Source organism: Desulfobacter sp. UBA2225 (assembly GCF_002348205.1).
GTDB classification, from domain to species: Bacteria; Desulfobacterota; Desulfobacteria; order Desulfobacterales; family Desulfobacteraceae; genus Desulfobacter; species Desulfobacter postgatei.
In genome coordinates, this window is sequence record NZ_DDYV01000103.1 from 1 (window position 1) to 14,395 (window position 14,395).

9 protein-coding genes and 1 pseudogene are annotated in these 14,395 nt (G+C 49.6%); 7 read left to right on the forward strand and 3 right to left on the reverse strand.

The features are described 5' to 3' along the window. From B3D59_RS05435 to acd, 3 genes and pseudogenes are all read right to left on the reverse strand, one after another. Nucleotides 1-349, reverse strand: a 349-nt coding sequence (locus tag B3D59_RS05435; RefSeq protein WP_286818273.1) for a carboxyl transferase domain-containing protein, incomplete at its 3' end; no start/stop codon positions are given. A gap of 18 nt (nucleotides 350-367) precedes the next feature. Continuing rightward, the gene (locus B3D59_RS05440) at nucleotides 368-583 is read right to left on the reverse strand and encodes an acetyl-CoA carboxylase biotin carboxyl carrier protein subunit (protein ID WP_286818275.1); all 216 of its coding nucleotides are present in this window, start codon (nucleotides 581-583) and stop codon (nucleotides 368-370) included. Between the two features lie 22 nt (nucleotides 584-605). After that, nucleotides 606-1,861: pseudogene (acd, locus tag B3D59_RS05450) on the reverse strand (glutaryl-CoA dehydrogenase Acd). Between the two features lie 362 nt (nucleotides 1,862-2,223). Here acd and B3D59_RS05455 point away from each other — a divergent pair. The 7 genes from B3D59_RS05455 to B3D59_RS05485 all read left to right on the forward strand — a co-directional run bounded on the left by B3D59_RS05455 (nucleotide 2,224) and on the right by B3D59_RS05485 (nucleotide 14,269). Continuing rightward, nucleotides 2,224-3,537: an amidohydrolase family protein gene (locus B3D59_RS05455; RefSeq protein ID WP_286818281.1), complete on the forward strand. Its 1,314-nt coding sequence runs from the start codon at nucleotides 2,224-2,226 to the stop codon at nucleotides 3,535-3,537. A gap of 128 nt (nucleotides 3,538-3,665) precedes the next feature. Next, nucleotides 3,666-4,454, forward strand: a complete 789-nt coding sequence (locus B3D59_RS05460; protein WP_286818283.1) for an RMD1 family protein — start codon at nucleotides 3,666-3,668, stop codon at nucleotides 4,452-4,454. 326 nt (nucleotides 4,455-4,780) lie between these two features. Continuing rightward, entirely contained in the window at nucleotides 4,781-6,358 is a 1,578-nt protein-coding gene (locus B3D59_RS05465) for a sigma-54 interaction domain-containing protein (protein WP_286818285.1), read from the forward strand. Nucleotides 6,359-6,940: 582 nt separating this feature from the next. Then, a complete protein-coding gene (locus B3D59_RS05470; RefSeq protein ID WP_286818287.1) occupies nucleotides 6,941-8,377 on the forward strand; it encodes a circularly permuted type 2 ATP-grasp protein in 1,437 nt (478 codons plus the stop codon). A gap of 119 nt (nucleotides 8,378-8,496) precedes the next feature. After that, nucleotides 8,497-9,480, forward strand: a complete 984-nt coding sequence (locus B3D59_RS05475) for an alpha-E domain-containing protein (RefSeq protein WP_286818289.1) — start codon at nucleotides 8,497-8,499, stop codon at nucleotides 9,478-9,480. Nucleotides 9,481-9,520: 40 nt separating this feature from the next. Further along, nucleotides 9,521-12,919, forward strand: a complete 3,399-nt coding sequence (locus B3D59_RS05480) for a DUF2126 domain-containing protein (RefSeq protein WP_286818290.1) — start codon at nucleotides 9,521-9,523, stop codon at nucleotides 12,917-12,919. Nucleotides 12,920-13,120: 201 nt separating this feature from the next. Next, a complete protein-coding gene (locus tag B3D59_RS05485) occupies nucleotides 13,121-14,269 on the forward strand; it encodes an MFS transporter (protein ID WP_286818292.1) in 1,149 nt (382 codons plus the stop codon). Nucleotides 14,270-14,395: the final 126 nt, after the last annotated feature.

Consider the following 14,395-nt stretch of genomic DNA (forward strand, 5'->3'; position numbering starts at 1 on the left):
CCATGACCTTGTTGTCAAAACCGATCACGACCGCCCATTTGCCCGCAATTTTCCCAAGACCGTCAATGACATTGGTGGTGCCCTCAACGTTGTCCGCAGGGTTGAAAAGCGTATGAAGCGGGGTCCAGGTGCCGGGGTCCACGATATATTCCAGGCGCTGCCATACGGTCATCTGGCCGCGCTGGTTGATCTTTTCTTCGGGAATACCTGCGTTTTTAACGTCGTCCACTGCGGCTAAGATCTGTTTTTCCAACCCAAGGACCTGCTCATAATTATTCTGGGTGCGTTTTATGGTCCCTTTTTTGAGCGCTTTACCAAAAGGCGTCATGTTTTCAAAATAGGATTTCATTTGTTTTTCCTTTGACGCCTAATCAATGACGGCTAACAGATCATCCTCCTCCACAACATCCCCCGCCTTGACGACAATCTTTGACACAGTGCCGGAACAGGGGGCAAATATGGGAGTTTCCATTTTCATGGCTTCGATAACCAGAATTTCGTCGTCCTCTTCTATGGCTGCGCCCGGTTCAACGCTTAAGCTGACAATTTTCCCTGACAGGGGTGCGAGTACCTCTTCAGACATGTGGATCTCCTTTCTTAAAAAGTTACCTGTTCGCTTTTCTGATACCCAACTGATCCAGAGCAATAATCCACTTGCAGATATTGGCGGAACCTTCCACCATGGCATAAGTGGGAGCATCCCGGTAGTAGCGGGCCACGGGATATTCTGTGGAGTAGCCGTAGGCACCCAAAATCCGCATGGCATAGTTGGCACATTTGTAAGCCACTTCGCCGGCCATGTATTTGGCCATGGCCACATCCATGCCGTTGTTCAGTCGTCCCTGATCCTTGGCCCAGGCCGCTTTGTAGACCAGAAGACGGCTTGCTTCGATTTCCGTGGCCATCTGGGCGATCATGTCCTGGNNAGCTGGCCCTGGTCCTTCTGCCAGGCGGCCTTGTAGACCAGCAGCCGCGCCGCCTCGATTTCAGCCGACATCTGGGCGATCAAGTCCTGGTTCATCTGGAACTCGCCGATCTTTTTGCCAAACTGTTTTCTCTGATTACAGTACTTGACCGCTTCGTCCAGACAGGCCTGGGCCAATCCCACGCCGCCGGCAGCTGCAGACAGACGAGTCTGATTCAAAGACGAAAATACAATTTTAGCACCATCACCGGGTTTGCCAAGGATATTTTCCTTGGGTACCTTAACATTGTCCAAAAACAGTTCGCCTGTGGGGGAAGAGTGGGAACCCAGCTTGTCCAGGGAAGAAGTTTTTATACCGTCATAGTTTTTGGGTTCAATCACAAAGGCGGACAGCCCCTTGGAGCCGGCAGATTTATCCGTATAAGCGTAGTAGATCAAACAGTCTGCCACATCGGCATTGGAAATCCAGGTTTTATTGCCGTTGAGCAGCCAATGATCGCCCTTATCTTCGGCCGTGGAGGCGATGTTCATGACATCAGAACCTGCATCCGGTTCGGTGATGCAGAAGCCGCCGATGTATTCGGCAGTGCACAATTTTTTCACATATTTTTTACGAATTGCTTCATTACCGTATGTATAAATGGTGTAAGCACAGCCCAGCACCTGCATATTCACCTGGACCCTCAGGGATGAAGAGGCACTGGCCAGTTCCTCGGTCACGATCATGGCTGCCAGAAAACCCAAGTCTTCTCCGCCGTATTCTTCAGGAATTACTGTGCCGAAATACCCCATTTCACCCAGGGGATGCATCACCTCTTTAATGGGCAGGTAATGCGCCTCATCCCACTGGTCTGCAAAGGGAACGATCTCTTTTTTTGCAAATTTACGAATCTCTTTCTGGAGCATTTGCAATTCTTTGCTTAATTCAAAATCCATCTTAATCTCCCTCGCTTCTCTTAAGGCGTATCAATCCTTTTTATCCATTCAGATAGGATTATCGTAAAATTAAAAAAGGGTCAAGGAAAGTCTGATTAAATATTTGATCAAAAATGATTTTTAAACCCCTGCATTTTTATTTTATCCTTGCTGATTTAAATAATATTTACAGCAGAAACAAAGACTGAAAACAAATCAAAATTCTGTATTGAAAAATCTTATTCCCAGTGTGCCTGAACCCTGCGTCATGAAAGAGTTTGTAAAAAATTGTAAAAAACTGTTGGCTTTTTGCCCAGCAAAGCTCATTTTTGGGCAGAAATTATCAAGCGGATAATGGGTTCAAAAAATAAGAGAAATATATCATGGAAAATGACATTCTTATACATAACGGCATCCTTTTAACCATGGAAGATGGACTGCCCGTGATTGAAAACGGGTTCGTCCATATTAAACAGGGCAAAATTGCGGATTGCGGACCCGCACTCCCGGAACAGATAAGGAATATGGCCCAAAACCCTGCACGACAGATCGACGCCTGCGGCGGAATTATTATGCCCGGACTTGTGAACGGGCACACCCACACACCCATGTCCATGTTCCGGGGACTGGCCGATGACCTGCCCCTGGATCTCTGGCTCAATGGGCATATTTTTCCTGCCGAAGCAAGGAATATAAACCCAGAATCCGTGGCGCAATGGACAGCCCACTCCTGCAGGGAGATGCTGGCCGGGGGCATCACCACCTGTTGCGACGGCTATTTTCTGGAAAGCCATGCGGCAAAGGCCATGGCAGATAGTGGCATCCGGGCTGTGGCCGGCCAGGGGGTGATTGATTTTCCTGCGCCGGGCGTTCCTGATCCTGCCCAAAATATTGATCATGCCAAAGACTTTATTGAGAAAACCAGCACCCTGTCCCCGAGAATTACCCCGTCTCTTTTCTGTCATTCTCCCTACACCTGTTCAAAACAGACGCTTGTGGCGGGAAAGAACCTTGCCCGGGAAAAGGGGGTTCTGTTCCAGATCCATGCCGCAGAAACCCGGGCCGAGCCGGGTATGATCAAGGAAAATAGAGGGCTGTCCGTAATCGCCTACCTGGACAGCATAGGCATCCTTGATCCGGACACCCTTTTAATCCACTGCGTGTGGCTGGATGAAAACGACATTGAGATTATTGCCAAGCGCGGGTGCGGGGTCATCCACTGTCCTGAATCCAATATGAAACTGGCATCCGGGGTGGCGCCGGTACCGGACATGCTAGCTGCAGGTCTGACCGTGGGCCTTGGCACGGACGGGTGTGCATCCAACAACGACCAGGATATGTTTTCTGAAATGGACACAGCCGCCAAACTGCATAAGGTTGTGCGCCTGGATCCCTGCGTCATGGATGCCCGCACCTGCCTGAAAATGGCCACCATTGAGGGTGCAAAGGCCCTGGGACTGGGTGATATCACGGGCTCCATACACCCGGGCAAGGCTGCGGACATCATTGTGGTGGACACTACCGGCCTTCATATGACCCCCATGCATGACCCCTACTCAGGTCTGGTCTATGCGGCAAGGGCTTCGGATGTCTCCTGGGTGATGGTAGAGGGCAAAATACGCCTTAAAAAAAATCCGCCTCTCCATCCTTTGGGGACAGACAGACCGGCCGGATCATACAGGCCGACCACCCGTTGACTCCCTGTTTTGGATGTGCAGTGTCCGGCTTTCAATACTGTTTTTGTCGAGTCCCTTTACAACTTCGCTAACCGTTGTAAATGCAGTCTCAGCATGTTAGAATTCTTTATTATCAATTGGAGGGAATCGTGGAAAAACTAGTTTTTGGCCTTCATGTCAATAGCAATATCAATATTGAAATTATAAAAAAATCTCTGCTTTTTGAGCTGGTTAGAGAAGAGCCCACCGAACTCTTTTATATGACGGAGACAGGCGGTTATATCTTTATTGCCAACTACGGAAGTGTGGTGTTTGTCGATGTTGAACAGGATAAACAAACCCTTATCCTGCGCTCAATCCATAATCTCTTGGAAATTAAATCCACATCGGACTTTCAAAGTGAAAAATACACCATTGAAATCGACAGCAAAAAACAACGCAGAGTTCTTTTCAATAAAATCATTCTGACTTCATACGAGGTAGATAATATCTACACGATCATGTTCTCCATCGCCCAGTCCATTGCCTTAGGCTATTACAGTTCACGGTCTGAACATCTTCTAGAAGAGACAAGGGTTTACACCACCCAGCTGGAGACAAAAGGGAAAGTCGATCTAAAAGGCAGACAACTGATCCAGTATATCGGAAAAGCCCTGAACTTAAAAAATCAAATTGCCCGCAACCTCTATATCTTTGACACCCCGCAGCTCATGTGGGAGGAACAAAGCCTTGACCAGCTGCATACCGCCCTGACCCGTGAACTTGATATAACACTGCGCTACCGCTATATTCAGGAGAATCTGGGCATTGTCCAGGAGAATTTGGAGCTGTTTAAAGACCTTTCGCAGCACAGCCACAGTGCCCAGCTGGAGTGGATTATTATCATCCTGATCCTCATTGAGGTGGTCGATCTGTTTGTAACAAAACTGATCCACTAGTTTTAAAATATGAATGGAACGTTTAAGTTGTGAAGGAGGCGTGCATTATGGGAAAAAAGCTTAGGGCCTGTAAGGCGTGTAAAAAGAAAAAAGAAATTTTGCGAAAATCATCGGATACGTCAAAAGCATTTGTCTGCAAAAACTGTGGCGCCTCGTCAACTGAAGCTAAGATGCTTTGCAAACCAGTCATGAAGAAATTGACCTATTCATGCCAAAAATGCAAACGGTTATCAAATAAGGCCAAACGGTTGTGCAAGCCTGAAGAAATCATTTAGTGCTTATTGTGACGGTGCAATTTTCCAAAATATTAACAGAATGCTGTTTTTATGAACAATGAAAAAGACAAATTATCCCAGGAGAATTATGAGCTGTTCAGGGAGTTGGACCCGGACGTTCTTCAAAAAAAATTTCTCAATGCCCTGCTGAAAATCCAGAATGTCAGGCGTGGATCAATCTGGATCAAACGGGGCCGGACCTATGTTTGTGTTGAGGCCGCCGGCATTGACAGCGAAAATATTGTGGGGGTTACCCTGGATGCAGGCTCACCCTCCATTGTGGGGTGGGTAATTGAAAACGGCAAAATGACCATTGCCCAAGCGGGCTCCGATCGCCGTCACAACCGCGAGGTGGAAGCACATTTCGCCATCAAAAGCAGCCAGATCCTCTGTTTTCCTTTATTCATAGACGGACAGGTCTTTGGGGCGGTACAGATTATCGACACCAACCCTGACAGTATTCACCTCAATCTGGATTCTTCCTACCTTTCCCATTTGCAAAACCTGCTTGAAATCTGTTCCATCGCCCTGGGCAACGCCCTATGTTATGCCAGGGAGCAGAAAAAGAATCGCAGGCTCTCATCGGTTCTGTCCAGGGTTGAAAAGGAAAATACCATTATCGGCCAGAGCAAGGCCTTTCACAAAAGCATGGATCTTGTCAAAAGCTATGCACATACCGACTTCAATGTGCTGATAACGGGCGAAAGCGGGACAGGCAAGGAGCTTGTGGCAGAACGCCTTCACACGGGCAGTGCCAGAGCGGATTATCCCTTCCTGGTCCAGAACTGTTCGGCCATCCCCGAAACCCTTTTGGAAAGCGAATTGTTCGGGTATAAAAAAGGGGCCTTTACCGGTGCAACCCGGGACCGGGCAGGATTGTTTGAGGCGGCTGACGGCGGCACGGTGTTCCTGGACGAAATCGGAGACATGCCCATGGGCACCCAGGCCGCGCTTCTTCGGGTACTGCAGAAAAATGAGATCAAACCATTAGGCGCCAGCCAGGTCCGGTACATCAATATCAGAATCATTGCAGCCACCAATAAGGATCTTGCCGGGATGATCCAAGAAAACCGGTTCAGACAGGATCTGTATTACCGCCTTTCCGTACTGCCGATTCACCTGCCGCCATTGCGGGAACGAAGGGAAGATATTCCGTTGCTGGTCCGGCATTTTTTAAACGTGGAAGGTCGGAAAACAAACATTTCCGAAAAAAAAATCTCCCCTGAAGCCATACACCATCTGGTCGCTTATACATGGCCGGGAAATATCCGGGAACTGGAAAACCTTATCCGGTATTTGATGGTTACAACCCAAAACGAAATTATAAAACCGGTTGATCTTCCCGAACGTATTCTTAAAATCAACCCGGATGGGGTCACAGAAAACACAGCGCTAAGAAATACAGATCCCCAAACAAATGGGACACGATACCTGCGCGATATTTGCGCCATGACCTGGCCGGATCTTGAAAAAGCCTATGTCATGGCGCTCATGGAAAAATTTAACTGGAATATCACCTGGGCGGCAAAGGCATCAGGCATCAACCGCTCAACCTTTGCCTCGCGCATGCGCAAACTCGACATTCACCGGGGCACAGGAGAATCACCGGATTCAACCAGCATGGGCTGAAAGTCTTAATATTGACATGTCGTTCAATAAGACATACAGCAGCAGTGCGATAGAGGCTTTGGCCTGTAACCTGGAATCCCTCGTGGATAAATATGCCGATCCTGCAGATCCTCTGGTTGAGGCCACTTACCGATATGCCATGGAATGTGAAAGGGATTTTTTTCAGGCAGCCTTTGAATTCGCTTTGTAAGCGATAAACACCTCAACAAATAACGTTTTTGCCTCTACGCTCTTATAATAAATTCAAAACTGTAATTTTATTTATTTTACACTATGCGACAACTGTTTCTACGCCTTGCTTTTGCCCATTATGTAACCCTTTTGTTTTTCAGATAATTTTCTAAAATTGTTTTTAAAAAATTATCTGAAAAACAAAAGGCACATTTTATGCTTATTAAAAAACAGTTAAAAATAAAATAGATGTCCCGGATCCTAAGTGCTATACCGGTATACCCATAACAGATGAATAGACAATAATGTTGGAAAAAATTTATATTTCTAAAAAATTGACAAAGGTGAAGTTTCCGCTGGGCACCCCTTGGACAACCTGGTGTCTGTATAAGAAAATTGTTGGAGCCGATCATGAAATTTTCAAATTATAATCCAGATGAATACTATGATGAACTCTTCCACAAGGATGGCACCGTCAGGGAGGGCGCTAAAAAGCTGATCGACAAAATAGAGTCTTTGCCCGAAGATGCGCTGCTTATAAAGCAAAAATCTGCGGAAACCTCGCTTCTACAGTTAGGCAACACCTTTAATGTATATGGAAGCGAGGAAGGAACGGAAAAAATACTGCCCTTTGACATTATCCCCAGAATCATTGAGGACAGGGAGTGGCAGCAAATCGAAAAGGGCTTGCAGCAGCGCATCCATGCCCTGAATCTGTTCCTTGAAGATATCTACCATGATAAAAAAATCATTAAAGATAAGGTGGTCCCTAAAGATCTGATCATGTCCTGCACGGCTTACCGCAAACAGATGGAAGGATTTACCCCGCCCAAAGGCGTCTGGTGCCATGTCACGGGCACGGATCTGATCCGGGATACGGACGGCAAATTCTATGTCCTTGAAGACAACCTGCGCTGTCCATCCGGCGTATCCTATGTGCTTGAAAACCGCCAGGTCCTCAAGCGGACCTTTCCCGAAGTTTTTGCAAACTCCCGGATCCGAACCGTTGACGAATACCCCCACAAGCTTCTGGCCACCCTTGAAAATCTTTTGCCTGCCACAGGCTCCAACCACAAGATCGGGGTACTGACCCCGGGGCGGTATAATTCCGCCTATTTTGAACATTCGTTCCTTGCCCAGCAGATGGGCATTGAATTGGTGGAGGGCCAGGACCTTGTGGTCTCCGACGACCGGCTTTATATGCGCACCACCAAGGGACTTTCGCCCATTGAGGTTCTTTACCGCCGCATTGATGATGACTTCATTGACCCCAAAGTGTTCCGGCCCGATTCCATGCTCGGGGTTCCGGGTATTATGTCCGCCTATTTCAAGGGCCGGGTGGCCATGGCCAATGCACCGGGAACCGGCGTAGCTGATGACAAAGCCGTATACGCCTATGTACCCAAAATTATTTCATACTACCTGGGAGAAGACCCCATTTTGCCGAATGTGCCCACCTATGTGTGCTGGGATGACAAAGACCGTGCCCATGTGCTTGACAATCTGGATAAGTTTGTGGTCAAAGCGGCCAATGAAAGCGGCGGATACGGCATGATGATCGGTCCCCATGCCGACCAGGCGGAACGAGAGGAGTTTGCCCGCCGTATCAAGGCCAATCCCAGGACCTATATTGCCCAGCCCACCATCAGCCTTTCCCAGGTTCCCACCATTATCGGGGACCATTTTGAAGGGCGGCATGTGGACCTTAGGCCATATATTCTGTACGGCGAGGATATCTATGTACTTCCCGGCGGGCTGACACGGGTGGCCTTGAAAAAGGGATCTTTGGTGGTGAACTCGTCCCAGGGCGGCGGAACAAAGGATACATGGGTACTTGAAACAAATTAACTTATGTTCACCCAAAAGCAGCATTTTGGGTTCAATTTCCCAATTGGCTGAAAACAAAATTTTCACTTTTGGACAAATACTCTCTTGCAGGACCTGAATCAGGAAAAATAGGAGATACCATGTTAAGCCGCGTTGCAGATTCCATCTACTGGATGACCCGTTATATTGAAAGAGCCGAAAATATAGCTCGTTTTATTAATGTAAACCTAAACCTTTCATTGGACATGACCACAGGAATGGCCGGGTCCTGGCAACCCCTGGTGATGACCACAGGGGACCACGAAATATTTGAAAAGCGTTACGGTACAGATTATTCCAGAGAAAATGTGATTCAGTTCCTGGCCCTGGATAAAGAATACGGCAATTCCGTGATTTCCTGTGTGGGCATTGCCAGGGAAAATGCCCGAAGCGTCAGAGAGATCATCTCATCGGAGATATGGGAACAGATTAACCGCTCCTATCTTCTGCTCAAGGATGCAGCCCAAAACCGCCTGGCCAACAAGGACCCCCACCGCTTTTTTAACGACATCACCGCAATGAGCCATATGTTCACAGGCCTGTTGCATGGCACCATGTCCCGGGGGGAGGCCTTTTATTTTGCCTTGCTCGGCCAGTTTCTCGAACGGGCTGACAAGACCTCCCGGATACTGGACGTAAAATACTTCATGCTGCTGCCCACGCCCGAAAACGTCAACTCCCCCTACGATGTAATCCAGTGGGGAGCCGTGCTCAAATCCACCTCCGGATTTGAAATCTACCGAAAACAATTTCACCGGATTGTACCCAAACAGGTGTGCGACTTTTTAATCTTTGATTCGAATTTTCCCAGATCCATCCACTGCTGCCTGACAAATGCCAAGAGCGCCCTGCACAAAATCACCGATACCCCCAGGGGTGCCGCATCCAATCCGGCGGAAAAAAGCCTGGGCCGGTTATGTGCAGACCTGGATTATTCGGATATTGATGATGTAATTTCTGCAGGCATGCACGAGTACCTTGATGCCCTGCAGAGAAAAATTAACCAGGTGGGGATTGACATCCGCCAGGCATTTTTCAAAATCCCCGACAACCTGATGGAACAGGCATCCGCATCAGTCCAGTAAAACGAACCTGATCCACCCCTTATAAGGAGCATTTACATCCATGGCAATTCAAGTGGCCTTGTACCACAAGACCGATTATATATATGATCGTAAAATCCAATTAGACCCCCAGGTCATCCGGCTGCGGCCCGCCCCCCACTGCCGGACCCCGATTTTAAGTTACAACCAGACCGTTTCTCCGGAGGAACACTGGATCAACTGGCAGCAGGACCCTTTCTCCAACTACCTGTCCAGGCTTAATTTCCAGGAAAAGACCGATCATTTTTCCATTGTAGTGGATTTAGTAGCGGAAATGGTCACCATCAATCCCTTTGATTTTTTCCTGGAAGAGTATGCCCGGGAGTATCCATTTAAATATTCATCGGAGGTAAAAAAGGACCTGGGACCTTTTTTACAAAAAACCCATGTGGGCAGCAAATTTACAACCTATCTTTCCCGCATCAGCCGCCAAAAGGAGAACACAATTGATTTCCTGGTCCGCGTGAACCAGGATCTCCAAAAGGCCATCCGCTACAACATCCGCATGGAGCCCAATGTCCAGGCCTGCGAGGAGACACTGACCAAACAATCGGGTTCCTGCAGGGATTCGGCCTGGCTGCTGGTCAATATCCTGCGTCATCTGGGACTGGCATCCCGGTTTGTATCCGGGTACCTGATCCAACTCGCCGCAGATGTAAAATCCCTTGAAGGACCTTCAGGACCCGAGCAGGACTTTACTGATCTGCATGCCTGGGTGGAGGTGTTCCTGCCCGGGGCCGGCTGGGTGGGGCTGGACCCCACATCCGGACTTTTGGCCAGTGAAGGCCATATCCCCCTTGCCTGCACCCCGTTTCCCAAAAGTGCGGCACCTGTCACAGGGGGGCTTGAAATGTGCGAGGTGGACTTTTCCCACACCATGCACGTTACACGCATCCACGAAGACCCCCGATCCACCAAACCCTATCCCGAGGAGATATGGACAAAGATTCATGATCTTGGATTCCGGGTGGATAAAGAGATTCAAAAAGAAAAGATCTCCCTGACCATGGGCGGGGAACCCACCTTTGTATCGGCCACGGACATGGACGCTGATGAATGGAACACCGCAGCCGTGGGACCCACCAAAAAAATCAAGGCCATGGAACTGCTCCAGCGCCTGCGCGGCAAATGGACCCAGGGCAGCCTGCTGCACATTGGCCAGGGCAAATGGTATCCAGGTGAGTCCCTGCCCCGCTGGGCATTGGGCTGTTACTGGCGAAAGGACGGCAAAGCCCTTTGGCAGGATCCGTCTCTTCTGGCGGATGACACCCTGGACTACAAATTCGGCCCGGCCCAGGCAAAAACCCTGATGCAGAGCGTCACCCGGGTACTGGGCGTGGATGAACAATATATTATACCAGCCTATGAAGATGTGTTTTACTGGCTGTTAAAGGAGCAACGTCTGCCGGCAAACGTGACCCCCGAAGACTCCCGGCTCAAAGACCCCGAGGAGCGTGCCCGCATGGCCCGGGTATTTGAACAGGGTATCGGTGCAGTCACCGGCTTTGTTCTACCCATCAAAAAGGGTTCATGGAAAAGCTGTCTCTGGGAGCTGCGCGCCGGCAATTTATTTTTAACGCCGGGAGATTCACCCATGGGACTTCGTCTGCCCCTGGACAGCCTGCCCTGGATATCACCCAAGCAATACCCCCATGTGGTGGAAGAGGATCCTATGGGAATTGACGGCCCGTTTCCAGATCCGCTGACTTCGGGCCCGGACAAAGAACGGTTGCGTCGGGCGGAAGAGGCAAAGCAGGGACAATTCCATATCCCGGGACAACCGGAGACAGAAACCCGGGATGATATTGTATCACAAAGTCTTTGGCCCGCCTCCCATGCGGGTTATAACAACGACGGCACCGAGCCGGTCATCCGTACGGCCCTTTGTATCCAGCCCAGGCAGGGACGGCTGTATGTATTCATGCCGCCCATGGCCAGTGCGGCGGATTATTTCGAACTCATTGCCGCAGTGGAACAGGCAGCCGGTACCACAGGCTTTCCCGTGATTATTGAAGGCTACACCCCGCCCTTTGATCACCGGATCAATGTCCTTAATATCACCCCGGACCCCGGTGTGATCGAAGTGAACATTCACCCGGCAACCGATTGGGGCCAGATGGTGGATGTAACCTGTGATCTTTACGAAGAGGCCAGACAGTCAGGCCTTGGTACGGAAAAGTTCATGCTCGACGGCCGGCATTCCGGCACTGGCGGCGGCAACCACATTGTCATGGGCGGCCCCAGCCCCGGCCAAAGCCCCTGGCTTGCCCGGCCGGACCTGCTGCGCAGTTTTTTAACGTTCTGGAATAACCATCCCTCCCTGTCTTTTCTCTTTTCAGGGTTGTTCATGGGACCCACCAGCCAGTCTCCGAGAATTGATGAAGCCCGCCACGACACCCTGGATGAACTGGACATCGCCTTTGCCGAACTTGACAAGCAGACATCCTCCTATCAATCCAATTTCCTGCCTGGATCAGATATTGGATTACCATGTCCGCCCTGGCTGGTGGACCGGTTATTCCGGCACCTTCTCACGGATCTTACCGGGAACACCCACCGGGCCGAATTCTGCATTGATAAATTATACTCCCCGGACTCCGCCTCGGGCCGGCTGGGGCTGTTGGAGTTCCGCTCCTTTGAGATGCCGCCCCATGCCAGGATGAGTCTTGCCCAGCAGTTACTGCTGCGCATATTCATGCTCAAATTCTGGAAAACGCCATACAAGGAAAAATTGGTACGATGGGGCACAACCCTGCACGACAAGTTCATGCTGCCCTTTTATGTATGGCAGGATTTCTGCGATGTCCTGGATATTCTGCGCCGGGAGGGATATGACCTGACACCTGGGTGTTTTCATCCCCACTTTGAGTTCAGGTTCCCCTTTATCGGAAAAGTCTGCCATGCCGGCGTGGAAATGGAGCTGCGCACAGCCATTGAACCCTGGCATGTACTGGGAGAGGAGCCTGGCGGCGGTGGCACGGCCAGGTATGTGGACTCCTCTCTGGAGCGTATCCAGATCAAAGTGAGCGGCATGACAGACAGCCGTTACCAGGTGCTATGCAACGGACGCCCCGTGCCGTTGCACCCCACTGAGGTGAAGACCCAGTCCGTGGCAGGAATCCGCTACCGGGCCTGGCAGCCCCCTTCCTGCCTGCATCCCACCATTGGCGTGCATACCCCGCTGATCTTTGATCTGGTGGATACCTGGAACCTTCGATCCGTGGGCGGGTGCACCTATCATGCGTCCCACCCTGGGGGACGAAATTATGATACCTTTCCAATAAATTCCCTGGAAGCAGAAGGTCGCCGGATCTCCCGGTTCAGGGATATCGGCCACACCCCGGGTCCCATGGAGCAGATACCCAATGAACCCTTAAATCCGAGGTTTCCATACACCCTGGATTTAAGAACCCGGCCATAACGTTTGGCCTTCCCCGGGGGAGGGCCACCATTGGCCTGACAATGCAAGGAGATCCTTAAACCCACAGTTGATAAATGGCTTACACAATATACAAATTGTTTTTTTTAATGAAGTGCTGGATCCCCGGATAATCATGTGATAATCAGGATCACCGAATTGCTGATCGAGGCGTGACATGAAAGAAACAAAAAGGCTGATGCAATGAAACCCGGGGAGAGTTTAAACGGATCTTCAGAGCGCATACTGAAAATCCAGTATTTTATCTATTTCGGGGTGATGGGGATTTTTCTGCCTTATTTTAACCTCTATTGCCATCATCTGGGTTTCACCAGTTTTGAAATCGGTTCCCTGTCTGCCCTGAGGACCGCCATTACCATTGTCTTTTCAATAGTGTGGAGTATTGTTGCCGACCGGTATGCCTGGCGAAAACCGATTTATGTTCTATTCAATTTCCTCAGTGCCGCAATCTGGGTCTTCTTTCTGTATATCAATGATTTTTCGGGCATGGTCATTGTGACCATTTTTCATACTATTTTCTTTGCCCCGCTCATTGCATTTATAGAAGCCTTTGCAATGGATGAACTGGGTGGTGGGGGCGGTGACAAGAACAGGTATGGCCGGATTCGTGCCTGGGGATCGGTGAGTTTTATCCTTGTTGTGTTCAGTCTGGGCAAGGTTTCCGATCTTTTCAGCATCAATACTATTGTTCCTCTCATTCTGGCCGGTTACACGCTTCAGGCGATCTTCTCGATTCCCATGCCCAAGGCGAAAGCAAGGGAGGAACAATTTCACGCCGGAGTCAGAGAACTCCTCAATGCGCGGACCCTGACCTTTCTCACCTGCTCGTTTCTGATGATCTTCAGCCATGGGACCTATTATGGATTTTATTCCATCTATCTGGAGGAGTTGGGCTATGGCCCTTTTTTTATAGGGTCGACCTGGGCTGTGGCCTCCATCGCCGAGATCGTGATTATGATCAACTCCGGCAGGATTTTAAAATATATCACCCTTGAAAATATGATCTTCTTTTCTTGTTTGGCTGCTTCAGCCAGGTGGTACCTTTTATGGCGTGCGGTCACAGTGGCTGAAATCATGATCGCTCAGCTGCTTCATGCATTTACCTACGGGACATTTCATGTGGCCTCCATCCTGTATATGGATCGGCTTTCAACAGGGGAGACGCGTACCCTGGGACAGGCTGCCAACAATGCCGTCTCGTACGGCCTCGGCATGATGGCCGGTTTTATGCTGAACGGCTATTTGTATGAGACATATGGCGCCCGTCTCTTTTTGATGAGCGCATGTGTGTCGCTTGCCGGTGCGGTTGTATTTAAAATCTTGGGCCGTTGATTTGAACCGTATCGTGCTGGGTGGAGTGAACGGCAACCCAATAAAAACCCAAAGTCAGAATTACCGATTACCAAGGATACGTGCTTGATAGGGATACGATATCATGATATATTCACCCGATTTTCA

What these genes read in the sequence shown, in the direction of transcription:
- B3D59_RS05440 (WP_286818275.1), bottom strand. Translation starts at nt 583, where the DNA reads ATGTCTGAAGAGGTACTCGCACCCCTGTCAGGGAAAATTGTCAGCTTA.
- B3D59_RS05455 (WP_286818281.1), top strand. Translation starts at nt 2,224, where the DNA reads ATGGAAAATGACATTCTTATACATAACGGCATCCTTTTAACCATGGAA.
- B3D59_RS05465 (WP_286818285.1), top strand. Translation starts at nt 4,781, where the DNA reads ATGAACAATGAAAAAGACAAATTATCCCAGGAGAATTATGAGCTGTTC.
- B3D59_RS05470 (WP_286818287.1), top strand. Translation starts at nt 6,941, where the DNA reads ATGAAATTTTCAAATTATAATCCAGATGAATACTATGATGAACTCTTC.
- B3D59_RS05475 (WP_286818289.1), top strand. Translation starts at nt 8,497, where the DNA reads ATGTTAAGCCGCGTTGCAGATTCCATCTACTGGATGACCCGTTATATT.
- B3D59_RS05480 (WP_286818290.1), top strand. Translation starts at nt 9,521, where the DNA reads ATGGCAATTCAAGTGGCCTTGTACCACAAGACCGATTATATATATGAT.
- B3D59_RS05485 (WP_286818292.1), top strand. Translation starts at nt 13,121, where the DNA reads ATGAAACCCGGGGAGAGTTTAAACGGATCTTCAGAGCGCATACTGAAA.